Below are 18,312 nucleotides of genomic sequence, written 5' to 3' on the forward strand. Positions count from 1 at the left end.
GTCGTCCCGATGCCGTCCGGCAGGGGCGCAACGGGTCCGCCGGGCCCACCGGGCCGGGGATTACGGAGCGCGGCGCGCCCATGGCCCGCAGTCGTGGTGCCATGGAAGGGACACACCGACGAACGGAACCGTCACCATGAGCGGCGCCCCCCTGGCCGCTTGTCTGCACTCGCTGCGGGCCGTGGTCTTCGACACCGACGGGGTCATCACCGACTCCGCGCGGATGCATGCCGCGGCCTGGCAGGGCGCCTTCGACGCGTGTCTGACGGCAGCGGGCGGGCAACGCCCCTTCGACCCCGTGGACGACTATCTGCGCTATGTCGACGGCCGGTCCCGGCAGGACGGGGCGGCCGCCTTCCTGCGCGCACGGGGCCTCGAGCTGCCGCCGGGTACACCAAAGGACGCGCCGGGCACGGACACCGTCGCCGCCGTCGCGGCCCGCAAGGACGAGCTGTTCACCGCGCGCCTGCGGACCGAGCCCGTCGCCACCTGGCCCGGCACCGTGCGCCTGCTGCGGGTGCTGTGGGACCTCGGGGTGCCGTGCGCCGCCGTCTCGGCGTCCCGCCATGCCACCGAGTTGCTGGCCGCCGCCGACGTGCTCGGGCTCTTCCGGGCCGTGGTGGACGGCAACGAGGCGCGCCGGCTGAACCTGCCCGGCAAACCGGACCCCGCGCTCTTCCTCGAAGCGGCCCGGCGGCTCGGTGTCCCGGCCGCGGACACCGCCGTGGTGGAGGACGCGCTCGCCGGTGTCGAGGCCGGCCGCCGGGGCGGATTCGGCCTGGTGGTGGGCGTGGACCGGACGGCAGGACCGTACAGTGCCACCGCCCTGCGCCGCCGTGGCGCCGATGTGGTCGTGGCCGACCCGGGCGAGCTGCTGACGGCCGGGGAGGGGGGATGACGAGCACCTGGGCCTGGTCGTACGGCAGCCGGGGCGGGCAGATGACGCGCCCCTGGACCTGGTCGTACGAGGGGTACGACCCGGAGACGGAACGGCTGCGCGAAACGCTCTGTGCCCTCGGCAACGGCTACTTCGCCACCCGCGGCGCGGCGTCCGAGGTACCGGCCGGGCCCGCGCACTACCCCGGCACCTACGCCGCCGGCTGCTACAACCGGCTCACCTCGCTGGTGGCGGGGCGCCCGGTCGAGAACGAGGACATGGTCAACCTGCCCAACTGGCTCCCGCTGCGCTACCGCATCTGCCCCGCCGACGCGGCTCCGGGCCCCTGGCTCTCCCCCGACCACCCGCAGCTGACGGAGCACCGGCAGACCCTGGACCTGCGGCACGGCACGCTGACCCGCTGGTCGGTCTACGAGGACGAGGCCGGCCGGCGGCTGACCGTGGAGCAGTGCCGCCTGGTGCACATGGGAGAACCCCATCTGGCCGCGCTGCGCACCTGCTTCCGGTCCCGCGGGTGGGCGGGCACGGTGGAGGTGGAGTCCGGGATCGACGGTGCGGTGCGCAACGCCGGCGTCGCGCGCTACCGCGAGCTGGCGGACCAGCACCTGACGGGGTGGGAGACCGGCAGCGAGCTGCCGGACACCGTGTGGCTGAGCTGCCGCACCCTCGACTCGGACATCCGTATCGCGCTGGCCGCCCGGACCCGCGCCTCCGGCCGGGGCGGAGCGCCCATGCCACAGCTCACCGCGCTGGGGGCGTCCCACACCCTGGTCCTGCCCCTCCCCCCGGACTCCCCCGCGGTCGTCGAGAAGACCGTGGCGCTGTTCACCTCCCGCGACCCGGCGATCGAGAGCCCGCGGCATGCGGCCGTGGACTGTGTGGCCCTGGCCCCGCACTTCCGGCAGTTGCGGGCGTCGCACCGCCGGGCCTGGGAGAACCTGTGGCGGCAGGCCAAGCTGGAGGTCCCCGGGGAGGCGGGCGGGATCCTGCGGCTGCACCTCTTCCACCTCCTGCAGACCCTCTCGCCGCACACCGCCGAGCTGGATGCCGGGGTGCCGGCGAGGGGGCTGCACGGCGAGGCGTACCGCGGACATGTCTTCTGGGACGAGCTGTTCGTGCTCCCGTTCTTGAATCTGCACCTGCCGCAGGTCTCCCGCGCGCTGCTCGACTACCGCTACCGGCGGCTGCCCGCCGCCTGCCATGCCGCGCGGGAAGCGGGCCGCACCGGCGCCATGTACCCGTGGCAGAGCGCCGGTGACGGCCGTGAGGAGACCCAGCAGATCCACCTCAACCCGCGCTCGGGGCGCTGGCTGCCCGACTACTCCCGGCTCCAGCACCACGTCGGCTCGGCGATCGCCTACAACGTGTGGCAGTACGGACAGGCCAGCGGCGACACGGAGTTCCTGCACACCAGGGGCGCGGAGATGCTGCTGCAGATCGCCCGCTTCTGGGCCGCCTGTGCGGTCTGGGACGCCGCGCTGGGGCGGTACCGCATCCGCGGGGTCGTCGGTCCCGACGAGTACCACGACGGCTATCCGGACGCCGCCGCACCGGGAGTGGACGACAACGCCTACACCAATGTCACGGCGGCCTGGGTGCTGATGCGTGCCCTCGACCTCTGCCGCACGCTCCCCGAAGCCCATCAGCGGCAGCTGTACGAACGTCTCCAGCTCTGCCCGGAGGAGCCCGAGCGCTGGGAGGACATCGCGCACCGGCTCCATGTGCCCTACCACCGCGGGGTGATCAGCCAGTTCGCCGGATACGGGGACCTCGCCGAGCTGGACTGGCACGGATACCGGCGGCGCTACGGTGACATCCGCCGGCTGGACCGGATCCTGGAGGCGGAGGGCGACACGGTCAACCGCTACCAGGCCTCCAAACAGGCCGATGTGCTGATGCTGGGCTATCTCTTCTCGCCCTCGGAGCTCGCTTCGGTGTTCCGCCGGCTCGGCCATCCCCTGGACGACGACGTCTGGCACGCCACCGTCGACTACTACCTGCACCGCACCAGCCACGGCTCCACACTCAGCGCCCTGGTCCACGCCTGGGTCCTGGCCCGCGTCCACCGTCCCGACGCCTGGACGTTCTGCGAGGAGGCGCTGGCCGGGGATGTGGCGGACGTCCAGGGCGGCACCACCGCGGAGGGCATCCACCTGGGGGCGATGGCCGGCACCCTGGATTTCGTGCAGCGCGGGATGACCGGCCTGGAGACCCGCGACCAGGCGCTGTGGCTCGATCCGGCGCCGCTGCCGGAGCTCTCGAAGTTCGGGGTCCGCATCCGCTTCCGGCGCCACTGGGACGTCGATCTGCGCATCCGCGCCGAACAGGTACGGATCACGGTTCCGGCCTCCGAGAACCCCGCGATGCGGGTCAGGCTGCGCGACCGCTCGTTCTCGCTGGCGCCCGGTACGTCCCGCCGGCTCGATCTGCCCGGCGACTGACGGAGGCCGAAGGACCCCGCCGGCCACGGCCCGTCCGCCGGTCACTGCTCAGCGGCCGGGCACGGCCCGCCAGTCGCCCGACGGGCCGTTGCCGCCGCCGGGGACGGCGGGGCGCTCAGCGCCGCAGCGGGCCCTCGCAGCGGAAGTCCGCGGTGCCGGCCCGGCCCGTGGACCAGATCTCGGTGGGGCCGAAGGAGCAGTTCATATCGGCGAGGTTGTTCGCGGCGGGCCGGGTGCGGTCGAGGATGAAGTAGTCGACGGTTTCGGCCATGTCCTTGAAGACCCGGCCGGGGTCGCCGGAGTTGGCGAGGTTGGCGGTGATCCGGCCGGTGCAGGTGAACCGGCCGAGGCCCGGGTCGCCGTCGTCCTTGCAGACGGGCGTGTTGGAGGTGGCGGCGGCGAAGGCGCTCTGTACCTCTGCGGGGGTGGCGAACTTCAGGGACCCGTTGGGCGTGAACCTCGTGTCCGGAACGAAGAGGTCGTCGACGATGGCGATCTGCGCGTCGAGGAAGGCGTCGTACTGCTGCTGCAGCCCCGCGTCGGATCCCATCCGGTTGCGCCAGGAGTCGAAGGCGGCCGGGTCGTCCGCCCGCAGATACCGGTACATCTCCTGGAGCATCGCGGGGTGGTCGCGCCACAGGAACTCGAAGAACGTCCCGGCGTAGGAGTAGAAGCGGAAGCCGTCGCGGTCGTACGTCGCGTGCAGGAACTCGTTGATGCTCATCCGGGCCTTGCCGTCCGCGGTGTCCGCGATGATGTCGCGGACGAGTGACCGGCGCACGGCGATGCCGTTGTCACGGGTCGAGCCGTCGAAGAACTCGGCACTGCCCTCGTCCATGGCGGTGGTGCGGTCGCCCTCGTACCAGGGGCCCTCGCCGAAGAAGCCGGGGACGGCGAAGCGGCCGTTGAGGTAGTGGACGTACTCGTGCCGGAAGAGCTCTTCGAGGGTGAGGCGGGAGTCCTGGGGGACGCGCCGCTGGTAGGTGTAGAAGGTCGCGCCCTGCTCGATGTAGACGCCGCCGTTGTTGGTGCCCATGCCGGTGAGCAGCGGGTGGTAGACCTCGTAGTCGGCGCGGGAGGCGTACAGGACGATGGTGAGCGTGGTGTTGGGGTCGCCCGCCAGCGGTTCGGTGGTGCCGAGCACCCGGTGGAACTGGGCCCTGACCTGCTTGGACGCGTAGTAGAGCTGGTCGACGACGGCGCGGTCGAGGGCGGTGCGGACCTTGATGGCACCGTTGTCGTAGGAGTAGGTGCGCGGGAAGATCCGCTTTTCGATGTCGTCCTTGCACACCGCGTACGGCTTGCAGGCGTCGAAGAAGATGAGCCAGCCGGTGACCTTGGCCCAGGGTTCGCTGCCGTCGCCGAAGTTGCGCACGGTGGTGGGGAGGAGGGCGCCGAGGTCGGTGACGATGGCGTTCTTGAGGGAACCGATCTGGCCGAAGCGGCCGTACTCCCCGAGCGCATCGCGTACGGCCCAGGCGTTGGGCGTCCCCTTGAGGTGGGTGTATCCGGCGAATGCCTTGAAGGCGGCGCGGTAGGCGGGGTCGGCGGCGGCCGCGTACTGGAAGGCGGTGTCCTTGTTGCCGGGGTAGACGCCCAGGTAGTTGACGGAGAGCGCGGCGAGGGCGGCGTTGCCCCAGGCCGGGTCCTTGTGGGTGGCGGGGTGGGCCGCGTCCAGAGTGGCCAGTACCCGCTGGATCAGGTCGAGTTGGTGCTGCCGCAGGCCCGGGGCGCTGGCGGCGTACAGGGCTTCGCGCAGGGTGTCGGCGTTGGCCCGGGTGACGTCGAAGGTGCGGGCCGCGGTGCCGAAGGCCTCGACGGCGCGGCGCACGGCGTCGACGGTGGGGGCGTCGGTGGTGTCGATCTCGTCGTGCGAGAAGTCCTGGTAGGCCACCGCGTGCAAGTACGTGAACATCTCGTACAGATGGCTGGTGTTCTTGCCGTCATGGGAGGCGGCGAGACCGGTGATGCGACGGGCCACCGCCTGGACGTGGGCGTCGGACATGACGGGGATGAGCCGGGGGTCCCAGGTCCACACGAGGGTGCGCAGACAGCCGTCGGCCGTGACGGCCGGGTCGGCGAGGAAGTCCGCGAACTGTTCGGGGTTCAGGCCGGTGATGCCGTCGAGGGTACAGGGGGCGACCTCGGGTCTCGGGCCCTGCGACGGGCCCGCGGGCTTGGTCTGGGGGCCCGGTATGCGGCCCCTCTCGACGAGGGCTCGGGGGGCCGGCGCCGGGGCGGCGCCGGACTTCGGGGCGCCGGCGAGGCGTTGGGCGTGGTCGAAGGGGTTGGCGGTGGGGGCGGCGGGCCGGTGTCCGGGCTGCGCCGCCCGGGCCCGCTGCGAGGAGGTGGCCGACGGGTGGGGTGCCGCCTGGGCGGCCTGGACGGCCGGCAGGACGAGGGTGGTGGCGAGGGTCGCGGCCAGCAGGACGCTGCGCGGCAGACGCGAAGGGGACACCTGAACCTCCGGGAGGGGGTGGGGGGTTGTGTGGGGATGGAGGCGGTGGCCTTCACTCCACGAGGTGTGACCCATAACATAGTAATGTGAAATTGCACTGACAAGACTTCAGGTAGCTTTCTTTACCGGAGGTGTACTTTGACCGCGCGCACCCCCCAACTCCACACCGGTAGCCATGACTTGCCGGTGTCGGACGCCCTCGCCACCTTCATGACCGACGGGTGGGCCGCCACCCCGCCCCCCGACGGGCCCCGCGTCCCCGGCTTCACCCGGTTCGCCGGCCGCCGGGCCCGGCTCGCCGCCCGCTTCCCCGGCGAGCGACTGACCATCCCCGCCGGGGAATTGAAGGTCCGCTCCCACGACTGCGATCACCGCTTCCGCCCGCACAGCGCCTACGCCTGGCTGACCGGGCTGACGGGCGAGGACCAGCCGGGGCACGTCCTGGTGCTGGAACCGGACGGCGAGGCGGTGCTGTACCTGCGGCCGCGGCCGCCGCGGGACGGCGGTGGCGCGTTCTACCGGGACCGCCGTTACGGCGAGTTCTGGGTGGGCCGCCGCCCCGACCTCGCCGAGGCCGAACGCCGCACCGGCCTCCGCTGTGCGCACCTGGACGACCTCGCACCCCACCGGCCCGGGAGGGACGCCGCGCACGACGCCGAACTCGCCTCCGCACTCAGCGAGTTGCGGCTGGTGAAGGACGACTGGGAGGTGGCTCAGCTCCAGGAGGCCGTCGCGCACACCACCGCCGGCTTCGAGGATGTCGTACGGTCCCTGCCCGCCGCACTGCGCCACCCGCGCGGCGAACGCTGGATCGAGGGGGTCTTCCAGCTGCGCGCCCGCGCCGAGGGCAACGGCACCGGGTACGAGACCATCGCCGCCGCCGGCGCCCATGCCTGTGTGCTCCACTGGACCCGCAACGACGGGCCGCTCGACCCCGGCCAGTTGCTGCTGCTGGACGCGGGCGTGGAGACCGGCACGCTGTACACCGCCGACCTCACCCGCACCCTGCCGCTCTCCGGACGCTTCTCGCCCGTCCAGCGCCGGGTGTACGACCTGGTGCTCGCCGCGCAGGAGGCGGGCATCGCCGCTCTCAAGCCGGGCGCGAGCTTCCGGGACTTCCACCGGGCCTGTACGGGCGTCCTGGCCGAGGGGCTGGCCGACTGGGGCGTCCTGCGCATCCCGGCGCGGGAGGCGCTGGCCGCCGACAGCGGCCTGTACCGGCGCTACACGCTGTGCAGTTCGGGCCATATGCTCGGCCTCGATGTGCACGACTGCGCACGGGCCCGCGCGGAGCAGTATCTGGACGGCGTCCTGGCGGAGGGGCAGGTCCTGACCGTCGAGCCGGGGCTCTATCTCCAGCCCGACGACGAGACCCTGCCGCGCGAACTGCGCGGTATCGGGGTCCGGATCGAGGACGATCTGGTGATCACCTCGGACGGTGCCCGGCTGATGTCGTCGGCGCTGCCGCGCACCGCCGACGGGGTGGAGGAGTGGATGGACGGGCTCCTCACCGGCCGGGACCGAGCGGGCCGACCGGACTGAGCGGGCCGACCGGGCTCCCCGTCCGCCCGGTCAGCCCCGGCGGGCGGCCCGCGGCCGCTGCGGTCGCGGCACGAGCGGTTCCTCGCGGCCCTGGGCCCACAGCGAGCGGACATGGCCGAGGTGGCGGGCCATACAGGCCTCGGCCGCCTCGGCGTCGCCCGTCAGCATCACGTCGAGCAGTTCGACGTGCTCCTCGGCGGAGGGCAGCAGTTGGTTGCGCTCGTCGAGGCGGGTGAGGCCGTACAGCCGGGAGCGCTTGCGCAGGTCCCCGACCGTCTCGACCAGGCGGTCGTTGCCGCTGAGGCCGAGCAGTTCGAGGTGGAAGCGGCGGTCGGCCTCCAGGTAGCCGATGAGGTCGTGCGCGCGGGCGGCGGCGACGATCTCCAGGGCGGCAGGGCGCAGGGCCTCCAGCTGTGCCCGGTCGGCGGTGCGGGTGACCTGGCCGACGACCGGGACCTCGATCAGGGCACGGATCTCGGTGTACTGGTCGAGGTCGCGCTCGCTCACCTCGGTGATCCGGAAGCCCTTGTTGCGTACCGGCTCCACCAGCCCCTCGCGGGCGAGGTCGAGCATCGCCTCGCGCACGGGGGTGGCGGAGACCCCGAAGTCCGCGGCGAGGCCCGGGGCCGAGTAGACCGACCCCGGGCACAGCTCCCCCGCGATCAGGGCCGCGCGCAGTTGATGGGCGACCTGGTCGCGAAGCCGCTCCTGCGCGGTGATCAGGCTGCGGTGCTTGAGTTCACCCATCGTGGTCCTCCGGATTGGCGCGGAGTGCCAGCGTACAATGTCACGTTGCGCGAACTTCCCGGTGGCGGGCGGCCGTCGGCCGCACGGCCGTGTGTCACAGCACGAACCCCGCGGGGAACGGGTCGGACGGGTCGAGGAAGTACTGCGCGGTGCCGGTCACCCAGGCCCGGCCGGTGACGGTGGGGACGACGGCCGGGAACGGGCCGGCCGTGGTGGTGGAGACGAGGCGGCCGGTGAACTCCGTTCCGATGAACGACTCGTTGACGAAGTCCTGGTGGAGCGGGAGTTCGCCGCGTGCGTGGAGCTGCGCCATCCGGGCGGAGGTGCCCGTACCGCACGGCGAGCGGTCGAACCATCCGGGGTGGATGGCCATCGCGTGCCGGGAGCGGGCGGCGTCCGACCCCGGCGCGGCGAAGTAGACGTGCTTGAGGCCGCCGATCCGCTCGTCCTCGGGATGGACCGGCCGGTCGGTGGCGTTCACGGCTTCCATGAGGGCCAGTCCGACGGCGAGGATGTCGCCCTTGCGGGCCCGGTCAAAGGGCAGGCCGACGCTGTCCAGCGGCAGGATCGCGTAGAAGTTGCCGCCGTAGGCGAGGTCATAGCTCAGCGTGCCGTAGCCCGGGACGGCGATCTTGCGGTCCAGTCCGGCGCAGAAGGCGGGCACATTGGTGAGGGTGACGGCCGTGGCCGCCCCGTCCCGGACCTGCACCTGTGCGGTGACGAGCCCGGCGGGGGTGTCGAGCCGCACCCTGGTCACGGGTTCCACGGCCTCCACCATGCCGGTCTCGACGAGGACGGTGGCCACCCCGATCGTGCCGTGCCCGCACATCGGCAGGTAGCCGGAGACCTCGATGAACAGGACACCGTAGTCGGCGTCGGGCCGGGTCGGCGGCTGGAGGATCGCGCCGCTCATGGCGGCATGGCCGCGCGGCTCGTACATCAACAGCGTACGGACGGCGTCGCGGTGCTCGGCGAAGTGCAGCCGGCGCTCGGCCATGGTGGCGCCGGGGACGGTGCCGATGCCGCCGGTGATGACACGGGTGGGCATGCCCTCGGTGTGGGAGTCGACGGCGTGGAAGACATGGCGGGTGCGCATGGCGGGCCCCTTCTCAGTGGTGGCCGTCGGCGAGGAGCTTTCCGGTGGCGGCGCGCAGCGCGGCCGCGTGCTCGGTGGTGAGCGGGGAGCGTGGCGGGCGGGTCGGGCCGCCGCGGTGTCCGGCGAGGTCCATGGCGAGCTTGATCGCCTGCACGAACTCGGGCCGGGAGTCCCAGCGCAACAGCGGGTGCAGGGCGCGGTAGAGCGGCCGCGCGGTGTCGAGGTCACCGGCGAGGGCGGCACGGTAGAGGGTGCCGCACGCCTCGGGCAGTGCGTTGGGGAAGCCCGCGATCCAGCCGACGGCACCGGCGAGGGCGAGTTCGAGCAGGACGTCGTCGGCGCCGATCAACAGGTCCAGTTCCGGGGTGAGTTCGGCGATCTCGTAGGCCCTGCGGACATCGCCGCTGAACTCCTTGACGGCGACGATGCTGCCGTCGGCGTACAGGTCGGCGAGGAGGCCGGGGGTGAGGTCGACCTTGGTGTCGAAGGGGTTGTTGTAGGCGACGACGGGCAGGCCGGCCGCGGCCACCTCGGCGAAGTGGGCACGGACCGCGGCCGGTTCGGCGCGGTAGCCGTTGGGCGGCAGCAGCAGGACGGATCCGGCGCCCGCCTCGGCGGCCTGCTCGGCCCACCGGCGCGAGGCGGCACTGCCGTAGGCGGAGACCCCGGGCATCACCCGGTCGCCGTCACCGGCGGCCGCCACGGCGGTGCGGACGACCCGGGCGCGCTCGTCGTCGGTGAGCGTCTGGTACTCGCCGAGGGAGCCGTTGGGGACGACACCGTCGCAGCCGGCGGCGAGCAGCCGGGCCACCTGGTCGGCGTAGGCGTCGTGGTCAACGGAGAGGTCGTCGCGGAAGGGGAGGGTGGTGGCAACCATGATGCCGTGCCAGGAGCGGGTGCGGGTGCGGGTGACCATGGGAAGTCTCCTTCTATGAGGTGTGACATTTTACTGAGCGTCCCAGGGGCTTGCCAAGGACGCCCGGAATCGAACTAGCCCTGTCCGTCCGCGAGTTCCCCCAGGATGACGGGACAAGCGAGGGGTCTGCGATCGGCCGTGGGTCCGGCCTGACCCGCGAGGCGGGCCACCGCGGGGCCGCACATCCGCCCCTGGCACCAGCCCATTCCGGCCCGGGTGAGCAGTTTGACGGTCCGGGTGTCGCGGGCGCCGAGGCCGGATACGGCGTCCTGGATCCGGCCGGCCGTGACCTCCTCGCAGCGGCAGACCTCGGTGTCCGCCCGGAGCCAGCCGGTCCAGCCGGGGCCCGGCGCATGCGCGGCGGCCATGGTCCGGGCGAAGCTCCGCAACCGGTCCCGGCGACGGCGCAGCGAGCCGTGGGCACCCCGGCCCGCAATGCTGTGCGCCGCCACCTCGCCCTCCACGAAAGCAAGTTCCGCACCCCCGACTCCCCCGGCCTCACCGGCCGCCCAGACGCCGTCGACCGTCGTCCGCTGCTGGTCGTCGAGCACCAGCGCCCAGGTGCCGTCCGGAGTACGACGGGTGGCGCAGCCCAGTGCCGTGGCCGGCTCCAGTTGCGGTACGAGCCCGTGCCCGACGGCGAGCGCGTCGCAGGGGATGCGCAGCCCGGTTCCGGGCAGCGGCCGCCAGTCCCGGTCGAGCCGGGTCAGGGTGACGGCTTCGACCCGGTCGGTACCGTGCACGGCGGTGACCGCGCTGCGGGAGCGGAGACGTACGCCGTGGCGGAGCAGGGTCACCGCGTGACCGGCCCCTTCGGCGAGCTTGCGGGGGTTGGCGGCAAGTGTGCGCGGGGCACGGGCGTAGCCGGCGTAGCCGCTCGCCTCGGCGACCACCGGCACGGTGGCGCCGGCCGCGGCGAGCGTTCCGGCGACGGCGAGCAGCAGCGGCCCGCTGCCGGCGACCACGATCCGCCGTCCCGGCATCACCAGCCCCGCCTTGAGCATGGCCTGCGCGCCTCCCGCCCCCACGACACCGGGCAGCGTCCAGCCGGGGAAGGGCAGTTGACGCTCGTACGCGCCGGTGGCGAGGAGCACGTGCCGCGCCCTCACCTCGGCCCGGCCCTGCCCGCCGTCGGGGCCGGTGACCGCGTGCACGGTCCAGTGCGCCGGTTCCCGGGTGACGGCCCAGACGTGGTGCGCCGCGAAGTGGCGCACCCGGCCCGCGGCTACTTGCGCGTCCAGCCGCGCGGTGCGTCGCGCGAAGGCGCGCCAGGAGTGGTGCAGTGCCTCGGGGCGGGCGGCGCCCAGCCCGGGAGCCGGCTGCCGGTAGAACTGTCCGCCGGGCCGCGCGGCCGCGTCGACGAGCGCCACCCGCAGCCCGAAGCCGGCGGCGGTGACGGCGGCGGCGAGCCCGGCCGGCCCCGCGCCGATGACCACGAGGTCGTGGGTGTCAGACGGTGAGATCGGCATGCCCGTGTCCCTCCTGGGTGGTGATCGTGTCCCCGGGCCGGGCGGGCACCAGGCAGGCCCGTTGATTGGGTTGGCCGTTGACGGTGGCCAGACAGTCGAAGCAGGAGCCGATCCCGCAGAAGGCCCCGCGCGGCCGCCCGTCGCGTCGTGTGGTCCGCCAGGAGAGCACACCGGCCGCCCAGAGCGCGGCGGCGATGCTCTGACCGGGCAGCGCGGGCAGCGGCCGCCCGTCGAACCGGATCTCGAACGCCGGTCCCGGCGCGGCCCGTACGACGTCGGCGGGGGTGCGGCGACGGGTCATCCCCGGACTCCTCTCGGTGGTGGTGTGCGGGCGGGCGGACGACGGCACCGGCAGGGCGGGCGGCGTCATACCTCCCCCGCCCCTTCCTCCCCTGCCTCTTCCTCTCCCGCGCCTTCGCCGAACCGGTCCGGGCGGAACGGCCGCGCGTCCAGCGGACCGGGCGTCCCCGTCAGCGCGTGGGCGATCAGCCGGCCGGTGGCCGGGGCGAGCCCGATGCCCGCGCCCTCGTGGCCGCAGGCGTGCAGCAGGCCCGGCAGGCGCGGGTCGGCGCCGATCGCCGGGAGGTGGTCGGGGAGGTAGGGGCGGAACCCCTGATAGGTGCGCATCACCCGGACGCCTGCCAATACGGGGAACAGGGCAGCGGCTTGGGCGGCGAGCCGGCGCAGCACCCCGACCGAGAGCGTGCGGTCGAAGCCGATCCGTTCCCGGCTGGCACCGATCAGGACCGGGCCGGCCGGGGTGCCCTCGACGACGGCGGAGGTCTGCAGCGCCGCCGATCCGCTGGCCACATCGGCGACATAGTCCGCGGCGTAGACCTTGCGGCGTACGACACGCGGCAGCGGCTCGGTGACCAGCACACATCCCCGGCGGGGCAGGACGGGGACCCGCACCCCCGCGAGCGCGGCCAGCCGGCCGGCCCAGGTGCCGGTGGCGTTCACCACCGCGGGGGCCAGGAGGTCGCCCCGCGGGGTACGGACGCCCCGTACCCTCCCGCCGGGCCCCCTCAGGACGGCCGTGACCTCCGCGCCCAGGTGCAGCCGCGCCCCGGAGACACGCAGCAGATGGGCGGCGGCCAGGGCGGGCTGGACCTGGGCGTCCTGCGGGTAGAGGACGCCTCCGGCGAGGCCGGGCGCCAGGTGTGGTTCGGCGTCCCGCAGGCGGTCGGCAGCGAGGCAGTCGCTCCGCACACCCGCCCTCTCCTGCGCCGCGCGGAAGGCGCGCAGCGCCGCCATGCCGGGTTCGTCGGAGGCGACGACCAGCCCGCCCTTCGCCTCGTACTCGATCTCCGGCGGCAGCCCGGCGGCGAGTTCGCGCCACAACCGGAGGGAGAGCAGCGCGAGTTCGAGTTCGGGTCCCGGTTCCTTGTCGGAGACGAGCAGATTCCCCTCACCGGCGCCGGTGGTACCGCCCGCGACGGGTCCGCGGTCGACGACGGCGACGTCAAGGCCGGACCGGGCGGCGTAGTAGGCACACGCGGCGCCGACCACTCCGGCCCCGACGATGACCACATCCGGAGCATCCAAAGACTGTCTGTGTCTCGTGGGCACCTCAGTAATATGTCACACAACACAGGCGCCGGAAAGAGGACTTGGCCAACCGCCGTCATGGCTTCGCCACCGGCCCTGACGGCCCCGGGGCGCCGGAGGGCGGGTAGGGGCAATACCGGCGGCGGTGGTCACCGGCTCCGGGTCCGCTCCGCGATCCAGCCCGCCATGGCCCGTACACCGATGCCGATGGCGCGCTCGTCCGGGGCGAAGTCGGGGTGGTGCGGGTAGCTGGTGGTGAGGGGTGCACCGGGGGCACGGACACCGAGGAAGGTGAACGTGCCGGGGAGGCGGTCCAGGTAGAGGGCGAAGTCCTCGCCGCTGAAGGGCGGAAAGGCGGCATGGAGCTCGGTCACCGCGTCTCGGCCGAGGGTGTGCCGGAGGTGCCGGGCGAGTACGCGGGCGTCGTGTTCGGGGCAGACCATGGCAGGGAACGGCTCGGCGGGGAAGCTCACCCCGGCCCCCGCGTACACCGCGGCCAGGTGACGGATGTCCTCACGTACCTCTACGTACCACTCCGGAGGCCAGCAGCGGTAGGACACCCTCACCTTGGCCTCCTCCGCCCGTGCCCGCAGGGCCACGAACCGGGCCAGCGGTCCGTCGGGCAGCTGGGCGTCGGCGACGATGCGCTCAAAGTCCGCGGGGGTCTGCGGCAGCGCTACCGTGGCGAGCGCACCGATCTCGCCGGCCAGCCGTCGCGCGGCATCGGGCGCATCCGGCCCGGAGACGGTCACCTCCGCCTTGTCCTGGCCCGGCATCCCGAACCCCGGGGTCACGGCGAACCGGCCGACGGGGAACGGCCCGCAGTGCAGGGCGTGGATCTCCTCCACGCGGGTGCGCTCCAGCACACCCGAGTCGATCAGCGCACGGGCCCCCGACAGGGTCTCCTCGGCGGGCTGGAAGAGGAACACCACCGTTCCCTCCAGGTGCCGCCGCAGCCGCGCCAGGACCTGGGCGACGCCGAGCGCCACAACGGTGTGGATGTCGTGCCCGCAGAGATGGGCCACCGCCTGTCCGCCCCCGACGATGTCCTTGGGCGGCACCGCGTCCAGGTCCGCCCGGTACGCGACGGTCCGGCCCGGACGCGTCCCCCGCAGGACGCCGACGACGCCGTGGCCGCCCACCCCGGTGGTGACGGTCAGCCCGGCTTCCCGCAGCTCCCGGGCCACCACAGCGGCGGTGCGCTGCTCCTGCCCCGGTGCCTCGGGGTGCCGGTGGATGTCCCGCCGCAGCGCGATCAGCCCCTGCTCCAGCCGCGCCACCTCGGCGTCCACCACTCCTTGCCCCATCGCCTGCCTCCGCCCGTCGGCAACGGCCCTGCCCGCGGCTCCCCACACGACTCCCGCACCGGCTGCCGCCGTGCCGGCCAGTAACGTACGACGCGCGAGAGCGCGCTCCCCGGGACTGTCCACCGGTCCCCCTTCGGTCTCTCACCTGGCATACAGTTGACGTGCGTTGGCCTTCTGTACGACACGATGGACGTATGCAGGGCCCGTTGCCCATCCGGCGTGCCCCCGTGTGGAGGTGGGGACAACCCCCGTGGGGAACGCTTGCACGCAGCGCGGGCAGCGGACGTCCCCGCGGGAAAAGGTCATGGACCACCTGCCACCGTGGTCCGTCCTAGAGTGATCTGATGGGCACTCACATAGATCAAGGCGGGCCGCAGGACTCCGGGGATGCCGTCGCGGGGCCCGTCCCGACCAATGTGGTGGGTCTGTCCCCGGTGTTCACCGACACACTGTGGCGCATCGCCGTCCGCCTCACCCCCGTGGAAACCGACCTGCTGCGTACCGCACCGCTACGGCGCCTGCACTTCGTGGCGCACGGCGGGGCCTCCACGCTGAGCACCTTGCAGTCGTACTCCCGGCTGGAGCACACCCTCGGTGTACTGGCGCTGGTCGCGCACTTTCGTCCGGAGGACGAACTCCTCCGGGTCGCAGCGTTGTTGCACGACATCGGCCACCTGCCCTTGAGTCACACCCTCGAAGGCGTTTCCGGCCTTGACCACCACGCCATCGGCTTGCGGTTGCTGCGGTCCGGCCCCATCCAGTCTGCGCTGGAGAGGCACGGGTTCAGCGCCGAGGCCGTCGCCACCGCCCTCGGCGTGCAGCCGCCCTCGCCACTGACCAACCGCTCCGGCTTGCTGAATCTCGACCATCTCGATTCCTATGTGCGCAGTGGTCGTGCCGCCGGGCGGCTCCCCGTCGATCCGGCCGTCATATTGAGCCGGCTCGGCCTCCGGGAGGCCGCGGTATCGGCCGACCGCGGGACCGCCGCGGCACTGGTCGACTTGGTCTGCGCCGAAGCCCGGCTGCACACCTCGTGGGACAACGTGGGTCCGGCCTCGGTGGTCCGCCGCCTGGCCGGCCGGCTGCTCGACGACACGGCCCTCACCCCGGACCGGCTCGCCCGGATGACCGACCCCCAGCTGTGGTCCGCGTTCGACTCCTGCGCTGCCACCCGGGCCGAGAGCGCCATGATCCGGTACGAGCTCCATCGATTGCGGGTCACGGCCGGACGTGCCCCCGGGGATCGTCCCGGCTGGGACTTCTCCCTGCGCAAGATCTACAGGTCCGCACCGCTGGTGGAGGGGCAGCGAATCGAGGTCGCCGCGCCCGAACTGGCGGCGCAGTTGGACGCTTTGACGTCGTTGTCCACCACGTTCCGCGTCTGGTGGGGTTGAGTTCCGGCCCGGTCCAGGCCGGTGGCGGCCCGTTCCAGGCCGGTGGCGGCCCGGACGGCAGCCGGGGGGCGCGTCACGACCGCGTACGTTGCCCGAAGCACCACTAGCGTGGAGGGATGAACGACACCGGGGCGCCGGGGGCACCGCCCGGCAGGGACGAGGCGGCCTTCCCCCTCCATCACGCCGGGCGCTGCGGCGACCTCGCGGAGCTCGACGCGCAGCTGGTCCGCTGCCGGGCCTGTCCCCGGCTGGTGGAGTGGCGTGAGGAGGTCGCGGCGCATCCGCGGGCGGCGTTCCGGGACCAGGAGTACTGGGCGCGGCCCGTCCCGGGATTCGGGCCGTCCGACGCGGCGTTGGCCATCGTGGGGCTGGCTCCTGCCGCGCACGGCGGCAATCGCACCGGCCGGATGTTCACCGGGGACGCCTCCGGTGACTTCCTGTTCGCCGCCCTCCATGCGGTGGGTCTCGCTTCCCGGCCCACCGCGACGCACCGGGGCGACGGGCTGGAGCTGTACGGAGTGCGGGTCACCGCGCCGGTCCACTGCGCTCCGCCGGACAACCGGCCCACGCCCGCCGAGCGGCGTACCTGCCGGCCGTGGCTGTCGGCGGAGTTCGAACTCCTCAGCCCCGGCCTGCGTACGGTCGTGGCGCTCGGTGCTTTCGGCTGGCAGGCGCTGCTGCCCGTACTGGGCGACGCGGGGTGGCCGCTGCCCCGGCCCCGCCCCGCGTTCGGTCACGGCGTACAGCTGACCCTGCCCGCCACCGGGCGGCGGCGGGAACTCCAGGTGCTCGGCAGCTACCACCCCAGCCAGCGCAATACGTTCACCGGCCGGCTCACCTTCGACATGCTCGTCGGTCTGCTCTCCCGCGCCGCCGGACTCGCGGGGCTGGAGCCGCCGGGAGGCTGACGAACGGGAGGGGCGACCGGGAGAAGAGACCTCCGGGCTTTACGTTCCGCCGCCATGCGGCCCCGGGCGCCGACTTCTATCCTGAGAGGCGAGACGGCTGCGCAGACCGGTGGGTGACGGGATTACGGCCGAGGAGTGCTCGTGCGCCATCACGTGGCGGACCAGATCGCGGGGACCGTTTCGGGCGGTTCCTTCTCGCACCGGGACCGGGCGGTGATCGTCGCTGCCGCGCTGTCCATGCTCATCGTGCAGATGGACTGGTTCGCGCTCGATCTGATGCTCCCGGTCATCGCCCGGGATTTCGGGACCTCGTCCACCGATCTGCAGTGGCTGGTCAGCGGCTACATGGTGGCCGTCGGCGCGTTGATGATCGTGGGCGGCCGGGCCGCCGATCTGCATGGGCGGCGACGGGTCATCGTGCTCGGGCTCATCACGTTCGCCGCCCTGTCCGTGGTGTGCAGCGCTGCCCAGAACGCCCCGTGGCTCATTGCCGCACGGGTGGTACAGGGCACCGGCGCGGCCTTGATCTTCCCCGTTTCCGTGGCGGTGGTGACCAGTTACTTCCGCGACGACCGGCAGGGGCGGGCGGTCGGTACGGTGCTGGCGTTCAGTTCCGTCGGCACCGCGCTGGGGCCCTTCGTGGGCGGCGTCTTCGCCGAACACGTCAGCTGGCGTGCGGTGTTCCTGCTCAATGTGCCGGTGTGCCTGGCCGCCGTGCTGCTGGTGCTGCGCTTCGTGCCCGAGAGCCGCGACCAGCAGGCGACCCGGCATCTCGACCTGCCCGGTGCGGCGACCGTCGCCCTCGGTCTGGCCTGCCTGATGGTGGCTGTCGACCAGGGCCAGGGCTGGGGGTGGGGCTCCGCGGCCACGCTGGCCACCGCCGCCGCCGGGATCGCCTTCCTCGTGCTGTTCGGCGCGGTGGAGCGGCGGACGCCGGAGCCGTTGATCGATCTCTCGCTGTTCCGCAACGTGAAGTTCGATGTGATCACCCTCGCGGGCTCGCTCTCGAATGTGGTCTATTGCCTGATCGCGGTGTTCTCCGCGCTCTATCTGCAGCAGGCCCGGGGACTGTCGCCGTTTCACGCCGGGTTGATCTTTCTGGCGCTCTCCTGCGGGGTCGGCGCCGCCAGTTACCGGGCCGGGCAGCTGGCCCTGCGCTGGCGTGCCGAGCGGTTGATGGCCTGCGGCATGCTGACGAGCGGTGCCGGGCTGCTGGTGCTGACCTGGGTGCGGCCCCTGGGCTGGTACGCGGTGGTCTTCCTGGTCTGCGGAGTGGGCATCGGGCTGGGGTGGGCGCTGACGAATGTGGCCACGCAGGCGCATGTGCCCGCGGAGCGGACGGGAGCGGCATCGGGGCTGGTGCTGACGTCGCTGGTGCTGTTCGGGGCGGTGAGCGTGGCCGTCGCGGCGACGGTGCTGGAGGTCGTCAGCGGCTCCCCGTCGACCGCGGCAGCCGACGGCCCCGCCATCGAAACCGTCCTGCGCGGCACGTCCGTACTGGCCTTCCTCGGTGCCTTCGGTCTGCTCGCGGTCAGTGCACCGGGGCTGCGGGCCCGGGCCGGTTCAACGGTTCCCGGCTGAGGGCCCG

General features: G+C 73.0%; 14 protein-coding genes. 6 read left to right on the forward strand and 8 right to left on the reverse strand.

Features of this window, described 5'->3' with window-relative positions:
- The first annotated feature begins 136 nt into the window (after nucleotides 1–136).
- Both ABZ851_RS21845 and ABZ851_RS21850 read left to right on the forward strand, forming a co-directional pair.
- Nucleotides 137–898 carry an HAD-IA family hydrolase gene (locus tag ABZ851_RS21845; protein ID WP_361130089.1) on the forward strand — a complete coding sequence of 254 codons (762 nt, stop codon included), beginning with the start codon at nucleotides 137–139 and terminating at the stop codon, nucleotides 896–898.
- 41 nt (nucleotides 899–939) lie between these two features.
- Nucleotides 940–3,339 (forward strand): glycosyl hydrolase family 65 protein, encoded by a 2,400-nt coding sequence (locus tag ABZ851_RS21850; protein WP_361130197.1) that lies wholly within the window; start codon nucleotides 940–942, stop codon nucleotides 3,337–3,339.
- Between the two features lie 115 nt (nucleotides 3,340–3,454).
- Here the strand turns inward: ABZ851_RS21850 and ABZ851_RS21855 are convergent, their stop codons facing one another.
- Nucleotides 3,455–5,797: a collagenase gene (locus tag ABZ851_RS21855; protein WP_361130092.1), complete on the reverse strand. Its 2,343-nt coding sequence runs from the start codon at nucleotides 5,795–5,797 to the stop codon at nucleotides 3,455–3,457.
- Between the two features lie 138 nt (nucleotides 5,798–5,935).
- Between ABZ851_RS21855 and ABZ851_RS21860 the strand changes: the two genes are divergently transcribed.
- Nucleotides 5,936–7,339 carry an aminopeptidase P family protein gene (locus ABZ851_RS21860; RefSeq protein ID WP_361130095.1) on the forward strand — a complete coding sequence of 468 codons (1,404 nt, stop codon included), beginning with the start codon at nucleotides 5,936–5,938 and terminating at the stop codon, nucleotides 7,337–7,339.
- Between the two features lie 30 nt (nucleotides 7,340–7,369).
- Here ABZ851_RS21860 and ABZ851_RS21865 read toward each other — a convergent pair whose 3' ends face one another.
- From ABZ851_RS21865 to ABZ851_RS21895, 7 genes are all read right to left on the reverse strand, one after another.
- The gene (locus tag ABZ851_RS21865) at nucleotides 7,370–8,086 is read right to left on the reverse strand and encodes a GntR family transcriptional regulator (RefSeq protein WP_311622295.1); all 717 of its coding nucleotides are present in this window, start codon (nucleotides 8,084–8,086) and stop codon (nucleotides 7,370–7,372) included.
- Nucleotides 8,087–8,180: 94 nt separating this feature from the next.
- Nucleotides 8,181–9,182, reverse strand: a complete 1,002-nt coding sequence (locus tag ABZ851_RS21870) for a proline racemase family protein (protein WP_361130098.1) — start codon at nucleotides 9,180–9,182, stop codon at nucleotides 8,181–8,183.
- Nucleotides 9,183–9,195: 13 nt separating this feature from the next.
- Complete coding sequence (locus ABZ851_RS21875) at nucleotides 9,196–10,098, reverse strand: dihydrodipicolinate synthase family protein (RefSeq protein WP_361130101.1); 903 nt, start codon at nucleotides 10,096–10,098, stop codon at nucleotides 9,196–9,198.
- A 74-nt stretch (nucleotides 10,099–10,172) separates the two neighbouring features.
- On the reverse strand, nucleotides 10,173–11,567 hold the full coding sequence (locus tag ABZ851_RS21880; RefSeq protein ID WP_361130104.1) for an NAD(P)/FAD-dependent oxidoreductase: 1,395 nt from the start codon (nucleotides 11,565–11,567) through the stop codon (nucleotides 10,173–10,175).
- Complete coding sequence (locus tag ABZ851_RS21885) at nucleotides 11,548–11,868, reverse strand: (2Fe-2S)-binding protein (RefSeq protein ID WP_336052655.1); 321 nt, start codon at nucleotides 11,866–11,868, stop codon at nucleotides 11,548–11,550. Before ABZ851_RS21885 ends, ABZ851_RS21880 begins: the two co-directional genes overlap by 20 nt.
- Nucleotides 11,869–11,933: 65 nt before the next feature.
- On the reverse strand, nucleotides 11,934–13,112 hold the full coding sequence (locus tag ABZ851_RS21890) for an FAD-dependent oxidoreductase (protein WP_361130107.1): 1,179 nt from the start codon (nucleotides 13,110–13,112) through the stop codon (nucleotides 11,934–11,936).
- Nucleotides 13,113–13,264: 152 nt separating this feature from the next.
- Nucleotides 13,265–14,422 carry an amidohydrolase gene (locus ABZ851_RS21895; protein ID WP_361130110.1) on the reverse strand — a complete coding sequence of 386 codons (1,158 nt, stop codon included), beginning with the start codon at nucleotides 14,420–14,422 and terminating at the stop codon, nucleotides 13,265–13,267.
- A 344-nt stretch (nucleotides 14,423–14,766) separates the two neighbouring features.
- Here ABZ851_RS21895 and ABZ851_RS21900 point away from each other — a divergent pair, with 344 nt between their 5' ends.
- The 3 genes from ABZ851_RS21900 (at nucleotide 14,767) to ABZ851_RS21910 (ending at nucleotide 18,305) form a co-directional block, all read left to right on the forward strand.
- Nucleotides 14,767–15,816, forward strand: coding sequence for an HD domain-containing protein (locus tag ABZ851_RS21900; RefSeq protein WP_361130113.1), 1,050 nt, complete (start codon nucleotides 14,767–14,769; stop codon nucleotides 15,814–15,816).
- Nucleotides 15,817–15,932: 116 nt separating this feature from the next.
- Nucleotides 15,933–16,724: a uracil-DNA glycosylase gene (locus tag ABZ851_RS21905; protein WP_361130116.1), complete on the forward strand. Its 792-nt coding sequence runs from the start codon at nucleotides 15,933–15,935 to the stop codon at nucleotides 16,722–16,724.
- A 141-nt stretch (nucleotides 16,725–16,865) separates the two neighbouring features.
- Nucleotides 16,866–18,305, forward strand: a complete 1,440-nt coding sequence (locus tag ABZ851_RS21910; RefSeq protein ID WP_361130119.1) for an MFS transporter — start codon at nucleotides 16,866–16,868, stop codon at nucleotides 18,303–18,305.
- Nucleotides 18,306–18,312 lie beyond the last annotated feature (7 nt).

Origin of the sequence: Streptomyces sp. NPDC047049 (assembly GCF_040643995.1) — a bacterium.
Lineage (GTDB): Bacteria > Actinomycetota > Actinomycetes > Streptomycetales > Streptomycetaceae > Streptomyces > Streptomyces mooreae.

Bases quoted from the DNA above. Each gene is read 5' to 3' on its own strand.
- ABZ851_RS21900 (WP_361130113.1), top strand. From the start codon at position 14,767: ATGGGCACTCACATAGATCAAGGCGGGCCGCAGGACTCCGGGGATGCC.
- ABZ851_RS21845 (WP_361130089.1), top strand. From the start codon at position 137: ATGAGCGGCGCCCCCCTGGCCGCTTGTCTGCACTCGCTGCGGGCCGTG.
- ABZ851_RS21880 (WP_361130104.1), bottom strand. From the start codon at position 11,567: ATGCCGATCTCACCGTCTGACACCCACGACCTCGTGGTCATCGGCGCG.
- ABZ851_RS21865 (WP_311622295.1), bottom strand. From the start codon at position 8,086: ATGGGTGAACTCAAGCACCGCAGCCTGATCACCGCGCAGGAGCGGCTT.
- ABZ851_RS21895 (WP_361130110.1), bottom strand. From the start codon at position 14,422: ATGGGGCAAGGAGTGGTGGACGCCGAGGTGGCGCGGCTGGAGCAGGGG.
- ABZ851_RS21905 (WP_361130116.1), top strand. From the start codon at position 15,933: ATGAACGACACCGGGGCGCCGGGGGCACCGCCCGGCAGGGACGAGGCG.
- ABZ851_RS21870 (WP_361130098.1), bottom strand. From the start codon at position 9,182: ATGCGCACCCGCCATGTCTTCCACGCCGTCGACTCCCACACCGAGGGC.
- ABZ851_RS21850 (WP_361130197.1), top strand. From the start codon at position 940: ATGACGCGCCCCTGGACCTGGTCGTACGAGGGGTACGACCCGGAGACG.
- ABZ851_RS21885 (WP_336052655.1), bottom strand. From the start codon at position 11,868: ATGACCCGTCGCCGCACCCCCGCCGACGTCGTACGGGCCGCGCCGGGA.
- ABZ851_RS21875 (WP_361130101.1), bottom strand. From the start codon at position 10,098: ATGGTCACCCGCACCCGCACCCGCTCCTGGCACGGCATCATGGTTGCC.